The organism is Achromobacter xylosoxidans A8 (assembly GCF_000165835.1).
Classification (GTDB): domain Bacteria; phylum Pseudomonadota; class Gammaproteobacteria; order Burkholderiales; family Burkholderiaceae_B; genus Achromobacter; species Achromobacter xylosoxidans_B.
Genome location: NC_014640.1, coordinates 4,227,363 through 4,244,057, shown reverse-complemented (window position 1 = coordinate 4,244,057; position 16,695 = coordinate 4,227,363). Strand labels below are relative to the sequence as shown.

General features: G+C 67.1%; 14 protein-coding genes. 9 read left to right on the top strand and 5 right to left on the bottom strand.

Annotated features, from left to right (window positions below):
• Positions 1-25: 25 nt before the first annotated feature.
• A protein-coding gene (gene prfB / locus AXYL_RS19510) for a peptide chain release factor 2 (RefSeq protein ID WP_148260614.1) occupies positions 26-1,130 on the bottom strand; the annotation gives its coding sequence in 2 pieces (ribosomal slippage) (positions 26-1,048 and positions 1,050-1,130; 1,104 coding nt in all).
• A gap of 259 nt (positions 1,131-1,389) precedes the next feature.
• Here prfB and AXYL_RS19505 point away from each other — a divergent pair.
• A complete protein-coding gene (locus tag AXYL_RS19505; RefSeq protein ID WP_013394572.1) occupies positions 1,390-2,700 on the top strand; it encodes an MFS transporter in 1,311 nt (436 codons plus the stop codon).
• 94 nt (positions 2,701-2,794) lie between these two features.
• Here AXYL_RS19505 and recJ read toward each other — a convergent pair whose 3' ends face one another.
• On the bottom strand, positions 2,795-4,495 hold the full coding sequence (recJ, locus tag AXYL_RS19500; RefSeq protein ID WP_013394571.1) for a single-stranded-DNA-specific exonuclease RecJ: 1,701 nt from the start codon (positions 4,493-4,495) through the stop codon (positions 2,795-2,797).
• A complete protein-coding gene (locus AXYL_RS19495) occupies positions 4,477-5,421 on the bottom strand; it encodes a hypothetical protein (protein ID WP_013394570.1) in 945 nt (314 codons plus the stop codon). The genes recJ and AXYL_RS19495 overlap by 19 nt, the downstream gene beginning before the upstream one ends.
• 178 nt (positions 5,422-5,599) lie before the next feature.
• Between AXYL_RS19495 and AXYL_RS19490 the strand changes: the two genes are divergently transcribed.
• Genes AXYL_RS19490 through AXYL_RS19480 form a run of 3 tightly spaced genes read left to right on the top strand, consistent with a single transcriptional unit; the run spans position 5,600 to position 8,372 of the window.
• The gene (locus AXYL_RS19490) at positions 5,600-6,832 is read left to right on the top strand and encodes a lipoprotein-releasing ABC transporter permease subunit (protein ID WP_237710035.1); all 1,233 of its coding nucleotides are present in this window, start codon (positions 5,600-5,602) and stop codon (positions 6,830-6,832) included.
• Positions 6,825-7,514, top strand: a complete 690-nt coding sequence (locus AXYL_RS19485) for an ABC transporter ATP-binding protein (RefSeq protein ID WP_041653982.1) — start codon at positions 6,825-6,827, stop codon at positions 7,512-7,514. The genes AXYL_RS19490 and AXYL_RS19485 overlap by 8 nt, the downstream gene beginning before the upstream one ends.
• Positions 7,515-7,553: 39 nt before the next feature.
• Complete coding sequence (locus AXYL_RS19480) at positions 7,554-8,372, top strand: TatD family hydrolase (RefSeq protein ID WP_013394567.1); 819 nt, start codon at positions 7,554-7,556, stop codon at positions 8,370-8,372.
• Between the two features lie 15 nt (positions 8,373-8,387).
• On the opposite strand, the gene AXYL_RS19475 is transcribed toward AXYL_RS19480, so the two are convergent.
• Complete coding sequence (locus tag AXYL_RS19475) at positions 8,388-9,779, bottom strand: ATP-binding protein (protein ID WP_013394566.1); 1,392 nt, start codon at positions 9,777-9,779, stop codon at positions 8,388-8,390.
• Positions 9,779-10,492 carry a response regulator transcription factor gene (locus tag AXYL_RS19470; protein WP_013394565.1) on the bottom strand — a complete coding sequence of 238 codons (714 nt, stop codon included), beginning with the start codon at positions 10,490-10,492 and terminating at the stop codon, positions 9,779-9,781. Before AXYL_RS19470 ends, AXYL_RS19475 begins: the two co-directional genes overlap by 1 nt.
• A 212-nt stretch (positions 10,493-10,704) precedes the next feature.
• Between AXYL_RS19470 and AXYL_RS19465 the strand changes: the two genes are divergently transcribed.
• The 5 genes from AXYL_RS19465 to AXYL_RS19445 are packed head-to-tail and all read left to right on the top strand — an operon-like array spanning position 10,705 to position 16,481.
• Positions 10,705-12,723, top strand: coding sequence for a ligand-gated channel protein (locus AXYL_RS19465; protein WP_013394564.1), 2,019 nt, complete (start codon positions 10,705-10,707; stop codon positions 12,721-12,723).
• 42 nt (positions 12,724-12,765) lie between these two features.
• Positions 12,766-13,716 carry a siderophore ABC transporter substrate-binding protein gene (locus AXYL_RS19460; protein WP_013394563.1) on the top strand — a complete coding sequence of 317 codons (951 nt, stop codon included), beginning with the start codon at positions 12,766-12,768 and terminating at the stop codon, positions 13,714-13,716.
• Between the two features lie 32 nt (positions 13,717-13,748).
• Positions 13,749-14,741, top strand: a complete 993-nt coding sequence (locus AXYL_RS19455; RefSeq protein ID WP_013394562.1) for an ABC transporter permease — start codon at positions 13,749-13,751, stop codon at positions 14,739-14,741.
• Positions 14,734-15,720 (top strand): iron chelate uptake ABC transporter family permease subunit, encoded by a 987-nt coding sequence (locus AXYL_RS19450; RefSeq protein WP_013394561.1) that lies wholly within the window; start codon positions 14,734-14,736, stop codon positions 15,718-15,720. Before AXYL_RS19455 ends, AXYL_RS19450 begins: the two co-directional genes overlap by 8 nt.
• The gene (locus AXYL_RS19445) at positions 15,717-16,481 is read left to right on the top strand and encodes an ABC transporter ATP-binding protein (protein WP_013394560.1); all 765 of its coding nucleotides are present in this window, start codon (positions 15,717-15,719) and stop codon (positions 16,479-16,481) included. The genes AXYL_RS19450 and AXYL_RS19445 overlap by 4 nt, the downstream gene beginning before the upstream one ends.
• Positions 16,482-16,695: the final 214 nt, after the last annotated feature.

Sequence of the window (16,695 nt, the reverse complement as noted above, 5' to 3'; positions counted from 1 at the left end):
GCGTTGAGGGGAAGTATCGCGAAACTTAGATGCCTTGCTTCAGGCTGGCCTGGATGAAGGGGTCCAGGTCGCCGTCCAGCACCTTCTGGGTGTTGGAAATTTCGACGTTGGTGCGCAGGTCCTTGATGCGGCTCTGGTCCAGCACGTAGGAGCGGATCTGGTGGCCCCAGCCCACGTCGGTCTTGGAGTCTTCCAGCTTCTGTTGCTCGGCCATGCGGTTGCGCATTTCCAGTTCGTAGAGCTTGGACTTCAGCATCTGCATGGCTTCGGCGCGGTTGCGGTGCTGCGAACGGTCGTTCTGGCACTGCACCACGATACCGGTGGGGATGTGGGTCAGGCGCACGGCCGAATCGGTCTTGTTGATGTGCTGGCCGCCCGCGCCGGAAGCGCGGTAGGTGTCCACGCGCAGGTCGGCGGGGTTCACTTCGACTTCGAAGGATTCGTCGACCTCGGGGTAGACGAAGACGCTGGCGAACGAGGTGTGGCGGCCGCCCGAGGAGTCGAACGGGCTCTTGCGCACCAGGCGGTGCACGCCGGTTTCGGTGCGCAGGTAGCCGAAGGCGTATTCGCCTTCGATCTTGATGGTGGCGGACTTCAGGCCCGCGACATCGCCGTCGGATTCTTCCAGCACTTCGGCCTTGAAGCCCTTGCGCTCGGCGTACTTCAGGTACTGGCGCAATAGCATCGAGGCCCAGTCCTGCGCTTCCGTGCCGCCGGCGCCGGCCTGGATGTCCAGGAAGCAGTTCAGCGGATCGGCCGGATTGGAGAACATGCGGCGGAACTCCAGCGCTTCCAGCTTTTCCTGGAAGGCGTCGGCATCCTGCTCGATGGATTCGAGGGTCGCGTCGTCGTCGTCGGAGGCGGCCAGTTCGAACAATTCGTTCGAGTCGGCCAGGCCCGAGCCCAGGGCGGTGAGCGTTTCCACCACGTCTTCCAGGGCTTTCTTTTCACGGCCCAGGTCCTGGGCGTGCTTGGGGTCGTTCCAGACCGCCGGGTCTTCGAGTTCGGCGTTTACGACTTGCAGGCGTTCAGCTTTGGCATCGTAGTCAAAGATACCTCCGTAGAGCCTGTTCGCGCTCCGCGTAATCGGCGAGGCGGGCTGCGAGCTGGTTCTGACGTTCGGCTTCCATGATGATCCTGTCCTGATGACTTTTGTGCGAAACCGAACATTTTACCGTGCTTGGGCCAAGTGCGCGGCCACAGTGGACAAGAAGGGGGACGGATCTTATCGCGGAGGTTTCTGCCAGAAAATCCGAATTGTTCAGTTTTTTGTCAAGACGGGGGTTCTAGGCTGGGGGCAACGGCCCGGCCGTTCCTGATCGGGACGGGATGGACCGCGACGGCGCCGGCGAGCTGCCGGCCTATCCCGACAGAGGAATGGAGACATAGATGGACAACGCGATGGCCCCCGGGGTTTCGCCGGCGATCCCGGCGACAGAGGAAGACCGGATCTACCGCAAGGTAGGCTGGCGGCTGGTGCCGCTATTGGTGGTGTGCTACGTCGTGGCCTACCTGGACCGCGTCAACGTGGGTTTCGCCAAATTACAGATGCTGCAAGAGCTTCAGTTCAGCGAAACCGTGTACGGGCTGGGCGCGGGCATTTTCTTCATCGGCTACTTCATCTTCGAGATTCCCAGCAACATCATCCTGCACAAGGTGGGCGCGCGGATCTGGATCGCCCGCATCATGATTACCTGGGGGATCATTTCCGCCTGCATGATGTTCGTGAGCAGCGTGCACATGTTCTACATCCTGCGCTTCCTGCTGGGCGCGGCGGAAGCCGGATTCTTTCCGGGCATCATCCTGTACCTGACCTACTGGTATCCGGCGGCCCGGCGCGGCCGCATCACGACCTTTTTCATGACCGCGGTGCCCATGTCCGGGCTGATCGGCGGCCCGATCTCCGGCTGGATAATGAGCACCTTCCACGGCGACCACGGGCTGTCGGGCTGGCAGTGGCTGTTCCTGCTGGAGGGGATTCCGTCCGTGCTGATCGGCGTTCTGGTGCTGATCTATCTAGACGACCGCATCAACAAGGCCAAGTGGCTGACTGCCAATGAAAAGGCCGTGCTGATCCGCAATATTGCGGCCGAGGAACAGCAGAAGGAAGATCCGCCGATCCGCGCCGCGCTGGTCAAGCCGCGGGTGTGGGCGATGGCGTTGATCTACTTTTCGTTCGTGATGGGGCTGTACGGCGTGGGCTTCTGGATGCCGACCCTGATCAAGAGTACGGGCGTGCAGAGTCCGCTGGCCATTGGCCTGTTGACGGCGATTCCGAACCTGTTCGCCGTGATCGGCATGATCCTGATCTCGCGCAACTCCGACCGCCTGCGGGAGCGCCGCTGGCATGTGGCCTTGCCCGCGCTGTTCGGCGCGCTGGGCCTGCTGTTCTCGGCGATCTGGAGCGGCAACACTGTACTGGCGATCTTGGCGCTGACGGTGGCCAATATCGGCATCTGCACGGTACTGCCGTTGTTCTGGAGCCTGCCCACGGCCTTGCTGGGCGGCACCGCCGCGGCGGCCGGCATCGCGCTCATCAATTCGGTGGGCAACTTGGCTGGCTTCGTCAGCCCGTATCTGGTGGGCTGGCTCAAGGACATGACGGGCACAACCAATACAGGCCTCTACATGTTGTCGGGCTGCCTGGTGGTGGGCGCGCTGGTGGCCCTGGCGCAGCCTGCGAAGCTGGTGAACAAGTAGGCCGGACGCCGTGCGAGCGGCCCGGGACAGGTACCCGGGTCCGCTCCGCGTGCGACGTTTCCCGCCTTATCGGGGCTTGCGCCCATGGCGGGCCTCAGCCCGCGTGCTCGATGACCAGCTGAACCGACACCATCCCGTTCCACACGTTCTGCTCCAGCCGGTAAGCCGCCTGGATATGTTCGGGCAGCGACTGGTCGTGGCCGAACCAGATGGCGTCGAAGCGCTGATGGCCGCGCTCCAGCGACAGTTTGAGGTGCTTTTCCCCGACCAGGCGCTGGTTGCGCACCACGAACTCGTCCAGGAACAGCGGGGCGGCGAAGCCGGCGCCCCAGACTTGCTGCTGGAGCATGCCGGCGACGTCGGCGTTGGCGTAGCCCGATTCCAGCGAGCCGTCGGTCTCGATCACTGGCTCGAAGGTATCGCGGCCCGTCAGCTCGCGCACGGCGGCGTCGAAAGCGGGGGCGAAGGCGGCGAAGTCCTCGCGCCCCAGGGTCAGGCCGGCCGCCATGGCGTGGCCGCCGAACTTGCGGATCAGGTTGGGATGGCGCTTGGACACCAGGTCCAGCGCGTCGCGCAGGTGCACGTCGGGGATCGAGCGGCCCGAACCGCGGATTTCGTCGTCCCCCGCGGGCGCAAAGGCCAGCGTCGGGCGCCAGAATTTTTCCTTCAGGCGCGAGGCCACCAGGCCCACCACGCCCTGGTGCCAGCCCGGGTCGAACACACAGACCGTGGCGCCTGCGGCCGCGTTCGGCGCTTCCATGGCGGCCAGCGCCTGCTCGCGCATTTCGGCTTCGATCGTGCGGCGTTCGCGGTTGATGTTGTCGAGCTCGCGCGCCATTTCCAGCGCCTGCGCCTCGTCGTCGGTGGTCAGACAGGCGATGCCCAGGCTCATGTCGGCCAGACGGCCGGCCGCATTGATGCGGGGGCCGAGCGCGAAGCCCAGGTCGAAGCCGTTGGCCGCGCGCGGCTCGCGCCCGGCTACGGCGAACAGTGCGCGCAAGCCGGGCTGCAGGCGGCCGGCGCGCATGCGTTGCAGGCCCTGGGTGACCAGCAGGCGGTTGTTGGCATCCAGTTTGACCACGTCGGCTACCGTGCCCAGCGCCACCAGGTCGGACAGCGCGTCCAGGCGCGGGCCGCCATCGGCCGCGTAGACGCCGCGGCGGCGCAGTTCGGCGCGCAGGGCCAGCATCATGTAGAAAATGACGCCCACGCCCGCCAGGTTCTTGGACGGAAAGCCGCAGCCGGGCTGATTCGGGTTCACGATGGCCAGGGCCGCCGGCAGCGTGTCGCCGGGCAAGTGGTGGTCGGTGATGACCACGCCGATGCCGGCGTCGTTGGCCGCGGCCACGCCGTCGACGCTGGCAATGCCGTTGTCGACCGTGATGATGATGTCGGGCTTGCCGGCGCGATGCCGGACTGCCAGGTCGACCACAGCGGGCGACAGGCCGTAACCGGTTTCGAAGCGGTTGGGCACCAGGAAGTCCACGTCGGCGCCCATGGCGGACAGGGCGCGCAGGCCGACCGCGCAGGCGGTGGCGCCGTCGCAGTCATAGTCGGCCACGATCAGCAGCTTCTTGCCGGCCTGGATGGCGTCGGCCAGCACGCCGGCAGCGTGGTCCGAATGCGTCAGGCCGTTAGGCGGCAGCAGCGACTTCCAGGCGAGCTGGGTTTGATCAGGATGGGTGACGCCGCGGGCGGCCCACAGGCGGGCCAGCAGAGGGTGGATGCCTGAGGCTTCCAGGATGTGGCAGGCCTGCAGGTCGGGCGTGCGGACGGTTAAGCGGGGTGAGACCACCAGGCGCTCCAGTTTTTCTTGGGCGCGGGCAGCAAGCCGAGCAGGCCCCCGCGCGGTTTCAGGGTAAGGGCGACCTTGCGGTCGTCGCCCAGCAGCAGCAGTTCGGCGGGCGCGGCCGGCAGGCCATGCTTGCCGGCCAGCGGGCGCAGATGCTGCGCGTCCAGCGCTGCCAGGGCGTCCAGCCAGGCGGCCCAATCGCCGGCCCGCTGCGGGGCGTCCAGATCGGCGTACACCTGCGCCGGGGTCGGCCGGGACTGCGTCCAGGGCGTGCCGCCGCCATACAACCATAGCGCGTTGACTGGCGGCAAGCCGCGCGCCGCGCGGGCGTCGTTGACCGGGTGTTCATGCCAGGCCATCTGTATTTCATTGAGCAGCCGGCGCCAGGGGCGCGCTTCCGCGTCCTGGCGCCACCAGTCGTTCAGGCGCTGTCCAGCCACGGCCAGCGGGCTGGCGGTCTGCGGACGCAGGCCCTCCGGCAGGCGCAGGCGCCAGCGTTCGGGCGAGAGTTCTTCAACCGCGAAGCCCGTGTCCTCGAACAGGGGGCGGGCGGTGTCCAGCAGGGCGGCCGTTTCCTCGGCGCGCAGGTCCATCAGGCCGGGATCCAGCAAGGTGGCCTGGTCCGTGCCTAGCGCCAGATGGACCAGTTCGGCCAGCCAGATGGGGCCGCTGCCTTCGGCTTGCGCCCCGGCCAGCAGCGGGCCGAGTCCGGCGCCGGGCGGCAGGCCGGGCTCGGGGACGTAGCCCGCGCGGTCCAGCAGCCAGGCTTCGTAGGGCGTGCAGCCCTGCGCGCGCCGGTCATGGGCCTGGGGCCGGGCGCTGCCGGCGAGCAGCCAGCCATGCAGCGTGGGCGCGCGTTCAGGCAACAGCTTGGCCAGTTCGGCGGCAAAGGGTAGGGCGGGCAGGGCGCCCGGAATGACGATCAGCATGGGCGCGATTGTAGTCCCCGCAGGCGCCGGGAACTAAGCGGCGCCGCGGACTGCCATAGCTTGAAACGCCTGGTCTCCGAACCGCACATCCGCGGGCCGGAATCCAGGCGGTTAATGCCATAATGCGCACGTGCTGAAAATACCCTACGAACTATGGATAGGCGCCCGCTATGCCGGGCTGGCCAGAATCCGTCAGCGACGCGGCCGCCGCGATCGCTTCATCTCCTTCATCGCCGCCAGTTCGATGGCGGGCATCGCGCTGGGCGTTGCCGCGCTGATCGTGGTGCTGTCCGTAATGAACGGCTTCCAGAAGGAAGTGCGCGACCGCATGTTGTCGGTGCTGCCGCACATCGAACTCTATATTCCGGGGGCTGCGCCCGAGCGGGTGCTGGAGAGATGGCAGGAATTCGCGTCCGCCGCCGAGAAGAACCCCGAGGTCAAGGCCGGCGCCCCATTCGTGGCGGCGCAAGGCATGCTGGTGCGCGGGCAGGCCTTGCGCGGCGTGCAGGTACGCGGTATCGATCCGCAGACCGAAGGCAATGTCTCGGACCTGCCGCGCCAGATGGTGTCGGGCAAGCTGACCGACCTCAAGCCCGGCAGTTTCGGCGTGGTGCTGGGCAATGAACTGGCCGATGGCATGGGCGTGAAGCTGGGCGACACGCTCTTGATGATGGCGCCGCAAGGCTCGATCAGCCCGGCGGGTTTCACGCCGCGCATGCGCCAGTTCACCGTGGTGGGCGTGTTCTCGTCCGGCCACTATGAATACGATTCCTCGCTGGCCTTCGTCGACGACGAGGATGCCGCCCGCGTGTTCCGCGATAGCGGCACCGCCGGCGTGCGCCTGCGCGTCGCCGACATGCAGCGCGCGCCGGAAGTGGCGGCCGAGCTGCAGAAGGTGCTGCCGCCCTACATGATGGCGAGCGACTGGTCGCGCAACAACCGCACCTGGTTCGCGGCCGTGAAGACCGAAAAGCGCATGATGTTCCTGATTCTGGCGTTGATCGTGGCCGTGGCCGCGTTCAACCTGCTGTCGTCCCTGGTCATGGCCGTGAAGGACAAGCAGTCCGACATCGCCATCCTGCGCACGCTGGGCGCCGGCCCGCGCGAGATTGCCCGCATCTTCCTGGTGCAGGGGGCGCTGATCGGCGTGATCGGCACGCTGCTGGGCGTGGCGGGCGGCATCCTGATCGCCTACAACGTGGACGTGATCGTGCCGTTCATCGAGGGCCTGCTGGGCGTGCATTTCCTGCCGCGCGAAATCTATTTCATCAGCGCCTTGCCTTCGGATCCGCAGATGGGCGACATCGTCACCATCGGCGTGACCTCTCTGGTGCTGTCGTTGCTGGCGACCCTGTATCCCAGCTGGCGCGCCTCGCGCCTGCAACCCGCACAGGTGCTGCGCCATGACTGACATGCTGACTCACGCGCTGCAGGCCGACAATATCGTCAAGGTCTACGACGAAGGCCCCGCGCGCATCGAAGTGCTGAGCAACGTCAGCCTGACGGTGGCGCGCGGCGAAATGGTCGCCATCGTCGGCGCCTCGGGCTCGGGCAAGAGCACGTTGCTGCATATCCTGGGCCTGCTGGACGTGCCCACCAGCGGCTCCGTCTCGGTGGATGGCCAGCTCGCCGTCGGCCTGTCCGAGGGCCGCAAGAGCGCGGTGCGCAACCGCAGCCTGGGCTTCGTCTACCAATTTCACCACCTGCTGCCGGAGTTTTCCGCGCTGGACAACGTGGCGATGCCGCTGATCGTGCGCCGCGAGAGCCGCGACCGCGCGCGGGCTGCCGCCCACGAAGTCCTGGGCATGGTGGGCCTGGCCGCCCGCGAAGGGCATTTCCCGGGGCAGTTGTCCGGCGGCGAGCGGCAGCGCGTGGCGCTGGCGCGGGCCCTGGTCACGCGTCCCGTCTGCGTGCTGGCCGACGAACCCACCGGCAACCTGGACCGCCACACCGCGCACAACATGTTCGAACTGTTGACGCGGGTGAACCAGGAATCTGGCACGGCCTTCGCCATCGTCACCCACGATCCGGAATTGGCCGCCCGCGCCGATCGCCAACTGCTGATGGAAAACGGCCGCCTGGTTTCGGGTTAGGGCGCGCCGGGCGATAATCCGGGCAAGGAGGTCGCGCCCATGCTGATCGATACCCATTGCCACCTGGATGCCGCCGAGTTCGACGCCGACCGCGAGCAGGTCGCCGACGACGCCTGCGAGGCGAGCGTCCAGTCCATCGTGATTCCGGCGGTCGAGCGCGCCAATTTTTCCGTGGTGCGCGATCTGGCCGGCAAGACCGCCGGCGGCGCCTATGCGCTGGGCATTCATCCGTTGTATGTGCAGCGCGCCAGCGATGATGATCTGGACGCGCTACGTGCGGCCGTCAAGGAAGCGCTGGGCGATCCGCGCTTCGTCGCCATCGGCGAGATCGGCCTGGACTTCTTCGTTCCTGAAATCGCTTCTGGCGAGCCGCGCGAGCGCCAGGAACGGTTCTACGCCGCCCAACTGGCGCTGGCCGCCGAGTTCCACCTGCCGGTGCTGCTGCATGTGCGCAGATCGCAGGACATCCTCTTGAAATACCTGCGCCGCCATCCCCGTATCGGCGGCATTGCGCATGCCTTCAACGGCAGCGCGCAGCAGGCTCAGGCCTTCATCGAGCAGGGTTTCGCGCTGGGCCTGGGCGGCGCCATGACCTATGAGCGCGCCTTGCAGATCCGCCGCCATGCGGTGGACGTGGATCTGGCGCACCTGGTGCTGGAGACCGATGCGCCGGACATTCCCCCGGCCTGGCTGCATCCGCCGCAGCGACGCAACGCGCCGGCGGAATTGGTCCGCATCGCCGCCACGCTGGCGGAACTGCGCGGCATCACGCCCGCGCAGGTGGCACATGCCACCACGGCCAATGCCATGCGTGTCTTGCCGCGGCTGCCGGCCGCGATCCTGGCCGATGCCGACTGACCGCGGCTGCCCGGTTCAGCCGGCCAGGCGCGGCAGCTCCATCCGCACGCAAAGCCCTTGCGGCGAGATGTTGCGGGCCGACATCGTGCCCTTGTGCGCGGCCACCGCGGCCTGGGCGATGGACAGCCCCAACCCGGCGCCGCTGCCGGCCTTGCGCGCGCCCGATGCGGTGCGGTAGAAGGGCTCGAACAGCGCTTCCAGTTCTTCGGATGCCACGCCCGGCCCGCGATCTTCGATCTCCAGGCAGGCCTCCTGCGAGTTCGATAGCAGGCGCACGCGGATCGCGCTGTGCGCGGGCGCGAAGCGCAGGGCGTTGCGCAGCACATTCTCGATGGCGCTGGCCAGGCTGCAGCGATCGCCGATGAGCGGCACCGGGGCCTGTTGCTGCCACTCTATGCCTATCTGCCGGCCGCCGGCTTCGTAGCGGGCATCATTGACCACGTCGGAAACGACTTCGGCCAGGTCCAGGTTTTCGGTGGGGACGGGCAAGGCGCCCAGGCGCGCCAGCCTCAAGGTGTTGCCAACCAGCGCGTCCAGGCGTTCGCATTCGAGTTCGATGCGATCCAGCTGCAGGTCCTGGCGTTCGTCCTTGCGCCGCGCCAGTTCGGCCGCCAGCCGCAGCCGCGCGAGCGGCGAGCGCAGTTCATGCGCAATGTTGTGCAGCAACTGCTCGCGCGTGTCGACCAGGGCCTTCAGGCGGTCGGCCATGGCGTCGAAGTCGCGTGCCAAGAGGCCCAGTTCGTCCTTGCGGCGAGCCAGCTTGGCAGGGGTATGGACGTCCAGCCGGCCGGCCGACAGAGCATGAGTGGTCTGACGCAGCTGCGCCAACGGCGCCGTCACGTGGCGGCTCAGAGCCCAGCAGAACGGAGCGGTCACCGCCAACGCGAACAGCACCAGCGCCAGCGCGACCGGCGATAGGGCCAGCACTTCCCAATGCGAAGAATCGAACGGCAGGAACAGCATCAGCAGCACCGAGCCATCGGGCAGCACCAGCTTTTGCGGTTCCCACCAGGAGACCCGTTCGCCGGTGGGGTCGGCGGGCAGGTAGTCCGCCTTTGGCGAGCGGTCGGGTCCTGCGCGGAAATCGCTCAACCAGTCTTCCATGCGGGCGGGCAGCCGCCGGCCCAGGATGTCGGCGTCCTGAGCGTCCATGACGTAGATCTTCAGCGCCGAGTAGCGCTGGTCCATGGCCTGAACCCAGCGCTTCAGGCCGACCTCGCCTTCGGTGCGGGCGATCTGCGCTGCGTCGCGCGTGAGGTTGCCGGGATTCAGGCCGTCCAGGGAGTTGAAGCGGTACCAGGCGACCGCGGCCGTCAGCACCATGCCGCACACCAGGATGACGGCCATCGCGCCCCAGAAAGTCAGGAAAGCGCGCCAGAACAGCGAGCGGGCGGGCAGCCAGGCCATCAGTCCGCGCCCGCCAGCACGTAGCCCAGGCCGCGCAGGTTGCGAATGGCCAGCGTTTCGGCGCCGCTGTCGCTGCGCAGCTTCTTGCGCAGCGCGCTGATGTGGGTATCGATGCTGCGGTCGTAGCGGTCCGGCTTGCGGCCCAGCGCGTACAGGCCGATCTGGTCGCGTCCGACCACCTGGCCCGGCGTGCGCAGGAGGATTTCCAGGATGCGCTGCTCGGCGCCGGTCAGCGCGATTTCACTGTCGCCCACCCGCAAGAGGCCGGTGGCGGGGTCGAGCGACACCGCGCCCAACGCCAAGGCGGGCCGGGCGGTGTCGGGCACTTCCTCGAAGCGGCGCAGCACCGCGCTGATGCGGGCCTTGAGTTCGCGCGGGCTAAAAGGTTTGGCCAGGTAATCGTCGGCGCCGAACTCCAGGCCCAGCACGCGGTCCGTCTCGCCGCCGTGGGCGGTGAACATGATGACGGGCCGGCGCGAGCGCTGGCGGTACTGCTTCAGCAGATCCAGCCCGTTGCCGTCGGGCAGCATCAAATCCAGCAGCACCAGGTCGTAGTCGTCTTGCGCCAGCAGGGCCAGGCCGTGCGCGCCGCTATGCGCCAGGGTGAGCTGGCAATGGCCGGGTTCCAGGTATTCACGCAGCATCTGCGCGAGCTCGACATCGTCGTCGATCAGCAGGATGCGGCGCGTCGCCGGAGCGTGGGAAAAAGGCATGCGTGTCGTCGGTTCTGCATCCGGCAGTTTGGCTTATGGCCGCGGACCGGAGTGTCAAGAAGTTCAAAGAAGATAAAAGTTGCGGAAAGCGTGTTGCTGGCTCCCGGCAGCTCCAATTCTAATATGAGAATGGTTTTCATTAATAAGTACGGGGTAGGACGGACGCCGCACGCGGGGTGCGGCGCAGGCCTGGGACGGGAGAAATTGGAATCATGAGCAGCAAACAAATGGTCGCCGGCCGGCGCGGTCCGGGTTCGCGCACGCAATTGGCGGCAGCCCTGTGCGCCGCGGGTTTCGGCGTGGCGCAGCCCCTGTGGGCGCAAAGCGCGGACAGCGCCAAGACGCTGGATACCGTGGTGGTGACGGCCTCGGGCTATGAGCAGCAGATCCAGGACGCGCCGGCGTCGATCAGCGTGATCACCCGCGAGGACCTGGACAAGAAGTTCTATCGCGACATCAACGACGCGCTGGTGGACGTGCCGGGCGTGATCGTCACCGGCGGCGGCGACCGCCAGGACATCAGCCTGCGTGGCATGGGACCCAAGTACACGCTGATCCTGATCGACGGCAAGCGCCAGAATTCGCGCGAAACCCGCACCAACTCGGACTCCACGGGCGTCGAAGGCGGCTGGACGCCGCCGCTTTCCGCCATCGAGCGCATCGAAGTGGTGCGCGGCCCCATGTCTTCGCTGTACGGCTCGGACGCGATGGGCGGGGTGATCAACATCATCACCCGCAAGGTGCCGTCGGAGTGGGGCGGCGAGATCCGCCTGGACACGACCATCCAGGAAAGCAACAAGTCGGGCGACATCTACCAGGGCAACTTCTACCTGTCCGGCCCGATCAAGACCGACCTGCTGGGCCTGCAGATCTACGGCCAGGCCACGCAGCGCGACGAAGACGACATCGTCGACGGCTTCCGCAAGCGCAACTCGGAAAGCGTCACGGCCAAGCTGGCGCTGACGCCCAACCGCGACCACGACATCGTGCTGGAAGCGACCACCATGCGCCAGAAGCTGCACGAAACGCTGGGCAAGACCGTTGAGCCGCTGCCGCCCGGCCAGGCTTGCGGGCGCAACGGCTGCCCGGCCTCGTCCGATACCGACTACCGCAGCAACAAGTGGGCGTTGTCGCACACCGGACGCTGGGGCTGGGGCGTGTCGGACAGCTACGTGCAGCAGGAAGAATTCGACAACCGCTCGCGCCAGATGAAGATCAAGAACCTGGACATCCAGACCAGCTGGACGCTGCCGCTGGGCTCGCACATGCTGACCCTGGGCGGCAGCTACCTGAGCCAGCGCCTGAACGACCAGACCGGCAACCAGCTGGCCAACGGCCCCAGCAAGGTGGACCGCTACCAGTGGGCCTTGTTCGCCGAGGACGAATGGCGCCTGACCGAGACCTTCGCTGTCACAACCGGCCTGCGCATGGACGAAGACGAGAACTTCGGTACGCACTTCAGCCCGCGCCTGTACGGCGTCTGGCACATGGCCGACCGCTGGACCCTGAAGGGCGGCGTGTCCACGGGGTTCCGCGCGCCTGATCTGCGCCAGACGGTGGCTGGCTGGGGCCAGGTCAGCCGCGGCGGCAATATGTACGGCAACCCGGACCTGACGCCCGAGAAGTCGGTGACCGAGGAAATCGGCATCCTGTATGACGACGGCGAAGGTTTCAACGCCGGCCTGACCATTTTCAACAATGACTTCAAGGACAAGATCACCCGCGTGGCTTGCCCGGCGACCCAGTGCACGGACGGCCCGAACCAGTTCGGCTCGGACCCGACCACCTACATGAACGTGGACAAGGCCAATTCGCGCGGCGTGGAAGCCAACTTGAAGCTGCCGCTGTCGCGCGACTGGTCCATGACCAGCAGCTACACCTTCACCAAGTCGGAACAGAAGTCCGGCCAGTACCAGGGCCAGCCGCTGAACCAGCTGCCCAAGCATCTGTTCACCACCACGGTGAACTGGCAGGCCTCGGACGCATTGCAGGCATGGGCGCGTCTGAACTACCGCGGCAAGGAAAGCCAGCCCATCACCGGCCCGTCTTCCTCGTCGGTGGTGGCGCCTTCCTACACCTTCGTGGACCTGGGCGGCTCGTACCAAGTGAACAAGACCGTGGCGGTGTACGCCGGCATTTACAACCTGTTCGACAAGCTGGTCACGTACGACGACTACGGCTATGTCGAGGACGGCCGCCGCTACTGGCTGGGCGTGGGCGTCAAGTTCTGAGTTTGAAAGGGCGCCTGGCGCCCGCTACATGAAGAGGTATGCATGAAGAAGCAAACGCAAGCAGGCCGCGTCCGGCGTTGGGCGGTCCAGGCCGGGGCCGCGCTGGTCCTCGGCGCCGCTACGGCGGTATGCGCGGCGCAGGCGACAGTGCCGGTAAAGCACGCGCGCGGTGAAACCGCCGTACCGGCCAACCCGGCGAAGACGGTAGTCATGGACCTGGCCGTGCTGGACACGCTGCATGCGTTGGGCGTGGACGCGACGGGCGTGCCGACGGTCGCCAAGTGGCCGCCGCAGCTGAGCCAGTATGCCGATCAGCGCTACCTGAAGGTGGGTTCGATGTTCGAGCCCAACTACGAGGTGATCCACGCCGCCGCGCCGCAGCTCATCTTCGTGGCGGGCCGCTCCGCGCCCAAGTACGACGAACTCGCCAAGCTGGCGCCCACCGTGGACCTGACGGTGAACGCCCAGGATCTGGTGGGCAGCGTCACGCGCAACACCGAAACGCTGGCCGCCATCTACGGCAAACAGGACGTTGCGAAGACCAAGCTCGACGCGCTGCGCGCTTCGATCGCGGATCTGAACGGCAAGGCGGCAAGCGCCGGCACCGCGCTGATCGTGCTGACCACCGGCGGCAAAATGAGCGCCTATGGCCCGGGTTCGCGCTTCGGCGTGATCCACGACGCCTTCGGCATCAAGCCGGCGACGACGGGGCTGAGCGTGTCGAACCACGGCCAGGCGATCTCCTTCGAGTTCATCGCGCAGACCGACCCTGACTGGCTGTTCGTGATCGACCGCGATGCCGCCATCGGCCGCGAAGGCGTGTCGGCCCAGCGCATGCTGGACAACGAGCTGGTGCGTCCGACCAAGGCCTGGAAGAACCAGCGCGTGGTCTACCTGAACGGCTACAACTGGTATCTGCTGGGCAGCGCGGGCCTGACCGCCATGCAGCAGAACGTGGACGAGATCGCTGGCGCGCTGGCGGCGGGCAAGTAAAGCCTTATGCCTGAGCGGCGGGAGCATTGCGGGTGAGCTGGCGGCAGTCGATAGGCGGTTGGGGCGGTTTGGCGGCGGCGGTCGCCTTGCTGCTGGCCCTGTGCGCGGCCAGCATCAGCTTGGGCGCCGGCCAGCTCAGCCTGGCCGCGCTGTGGAGCGGCGGCGAGGACGCGGAGCGGGCCTGGCGCCTGCTGATGGTCAGCCGGATACCGCGCACGCTCGCCTTGCTGCTGGCCGGCATGTCGCTGGCGGTGGCGGGGCTGATCATGCAGATGCTGGTGCGCAACCGCTACGTGGAGCCCACTACCGCGGGCACGGTGGAGTCCGCCACCCTGGGCATACTGGTGGTCACGCTGCTGGCGCCGGATACGCCGGTCATCGGCAAGATGCTCACGGCCACGGGCTTCGCGCTGGCTGGCACCTTGCTGTTCCTGGCCTTGCTCAAGCGCGTGCCGCTGCGCACGCCCTTCATCGTGCCGCTGATCGGGCTGATCCTGGGCGGCGTGATCCACGCTGCCACTACCTTCGTCGCCTACCGCTACGACCTGCTGCAGTCGCTGCATGCCTGGACCACGGGCGATTTTTCGGGCGTGCTGCGGGGGCGCTATGAACTGCTGTGGATAGGCTTCGGCCTGGCCTGTGCGGCTTACGCGGCCGCCGACCGCTACACGGTGGCGGGCATGGGCCGCGAGTTCGCCGCCAACCTCGGCCTGAACCATGCGCGGCTGACGCTGGCGGGACTGTTGATCGTGTCCGCGATTTCGGCCGTGGTGGTGGTGACGGCCGGCAGCATTCCCTTTCTGGGCCTGATCGTGCCCAACGCCGTCAGCCTGGTACTGGGCGACAACATGCGCCGCTCCATTCCCTACGTGGCGGTGCTGGGCGGGGTGTTCGTGCTGGCCTGCGATGTCATCGGCCGGCTGGTGATCCATCCCTACGAGATTCCCATCGGCACGGTGGTCGGCGTGCTGGGCAGCATCCTGTTCCTGTGGCTGTTGCGCACGCGGAGGAACCGACTTGGCTGAATTCGCAATCCGCGCAGCTGCGCCGGTCCGCGCGCCGCAAGCCTGGCGCCTATGGCTGCTGGGCGCGGCCGCCCTGGCCTGTGCCGTCGCCTTCATGACCCTGGGCGCCAATGGCCAGTGGTCCTTCGTGATTCCGTTCCGCGGCGCCAAGCTGGCGGCGATGCTGCTGGTGGCCTATGCCGTGGCGGTGTCGTCGGTGCTGTTCCAGACCATCACCCACAACCGCATCCTGACGCCCGCCATCATGGGCTTCGACGCCCTGTACCTGCTGATCCAGGCGGTGGTGGTGTTCGGCTTCGGCCAGGCGGCCACCGCCGCCAGCCATCCGGTGGCGGCGTTCCTGCTGGAGGTCGGCGCCATGACGGCGTTTGCCTGCCTGCTGTTCCGCTGGCTGTTCTCCGACGCGGTGCGCAGCCTGCACCTGATGATGCTGGTGGGCATCATCTTCGGCCTGCTGTTCCGCAGCCTGTCCAGCTTCGTGGTGCGGCTGATCGATCCCAACGAGTTCCTGGTGCTGCAGGACCGCATGTTCGCCAGCTTCAACACTGTGCGCGTGGGCCTGCTGCCGATCGCGCTGGCCGCGGTGTGCGCCGCGTCCCTGCTGGTGTGGCGCATGCGGCGCCGCTACGACGTGTTGGCGCTGGGCCGCGATATTGCGGTGAACCTGGGCGTGGACTATCGCCGCACGCTGATGCTGACGCTGGCCGCCATTGCGGTGCTGGTGTCGGTATCGACGGCGCTGGTCGGTCCGGTGACCTTCTTCGGCCTGCTGGTCAGCAACCTGGCCTATCAGGCCATGGGTTCCGACCGGCACCGCCACACCGTGCCGGCGGCCGTGCTGCTGAGCGTGATCTTCCTGGTGGGCGGCCAGACGCTGCTGGAACGCGTGCTGGGCCTGAACACCACCGTCAGCGTGGTGATCGAATTCCTGGGCGGCCTGATGTTCCTCGTCCTGATCCTGCGCAGGGGGCGCCGATGATAGAGATCCAGAAAATCAGCAAGCAGTACGGCGATAGCGTGGTGGTCGACGATGTCAGCCTGGCGCTGCCGGCGGGCGGCGTTACGGCCATCATCGGCCCCAACGGCGCGGGCAAGTCCACGCTGCTGTCCATGGTCAGCCGCTTGCTGCCCATGTCCGCCGGCCGGGTGCTGGTGGAAGGCCTGGACGTGACGCGGGCGGACAGCCGCGAGCTGGCGCGCCGCCTGGCCATCCTGCGCCAGGACAACCACCTGCCACTGCGGCTGACGGCGAGGGACCTGGTCGCGTTCGGCCGTTATCCGCATACCGGCGGCCGGCTGACGCTTGACGACAAGGACCACATCGACCGCGCCATTGCCTACCTGAACCTGGAGCCGCTGGCCGACCGTTACCTGGACGAGATGTCGGGCGGACAGCGCCAGCGCGCCTTCGTCGCGATGGTGCTGTGCCAGGACACGCGCTACGTGCTGCTGGACGAGCCCTTGAACAGCCTGGACATGAAGCACGCCGTCGCCATGATGGGCACCTTGCGGCGGGCGGCGGACGAACTGGGTAAGACCGTGGTGCTGGTGCTGCACGACATCAATTTCGCGTCCACCTACGCGGACCGCATCGTGGCGATGCGGGCAGGGCGCATCGCGCATCAGGGGACTCCGGCCGAACTGGTCCGGCCGGAGATCCTGAGCGAACTGTACGAGCTGCCGATCGAGGTGCACGAGATCGGCGGCCGGCGCATCTGCGTCTACTACCGCCAGCCTTAGCGGCTGAGATCCACCGCGTAGCGCGACAGCTGGGTCACCGGGTCGGGCGTGGCGTCATGCACGCTGACGTTGTCCACGCCATGCGCCGCGGCCATGGCCAGCGTCCCCGGCACCGACGCGAACACCACCGGTCCAGCCAATGCACCCACCCGCGCAAAGCGCCAGCTGCGGTCCAGACCATAGCTTGCCAGGTCCAGATCCGGGTGCTTTCTGA

Excerpts from the sequence above, each read along its gene's own strand:
- AXYL_RS19445 (WP_013394560.1), top strand. The coding sequence starts at position 15,717 with ATGATAGAGATCCAGAAAATCAGCAAGCAGTACGGCGATAGCGTGGTG.
- AXYL_RS19485 (WP_041653982.1), top strand. The coding sequence starts at position 6,825 with ATGACTGACATGCTGACTCACGCGCTGCAGGCCGACAATATCGTCAAG.
- AXYL_RS19475 (WP_013394566.1), bottom strand. The coding sequence starts at position 9,779 with ATGGCCTGGCTGCCCGCCCGCTCGCTGTTCTGGCGCGCTTTCCTGACT.
- AXYL_RS19480 (WP_013394567.1), top strand. The coding sequence starts at position 7,554 with ATGCTGATCGATACCCATTGCCACCTGGATGCCGCCGAGTTCGACGCC.
- AXYL_RS19495 (WP_013394570.1), bottom strand. The coding sequence starts at position 5,421 with ATGCTGATCGTCATTCCGGGCGCCCTGCCCGCCCTACCCTTTGCCGCC.
- AXYL_RS19470 (WP_013394565.1), bottom strand. The coding sequence starts at position 10,492 with ATGCCTTTTTCCCACGCTCCGGCGACGCGCCGCATCCTGCTGATCGAC.
- AXYL_RS19460 (WP_013394563.1), top strand. The coding sequence starts at position 12,766 with ATGAAGAAGCAAACGCAAGCAGGCCGCGTCCGGCGTTGGGCGGTCCAG.
- AXYL_RS19505 (WP_013394572.1), top strand. The coding sequence starts at position 1,390 with ATGGACAACGCGATGGCCCCCGGGGTTTCGCCGGCGATCCCGGCGACA.
- AXYL_RS19465 (WP_013394564.1), top strand. The coding sequence starts at position 10,705 with ATGAGCAGCAAACAAATGGTCGCCGGCCGGCGCGGTCCGGGTTCGCGC.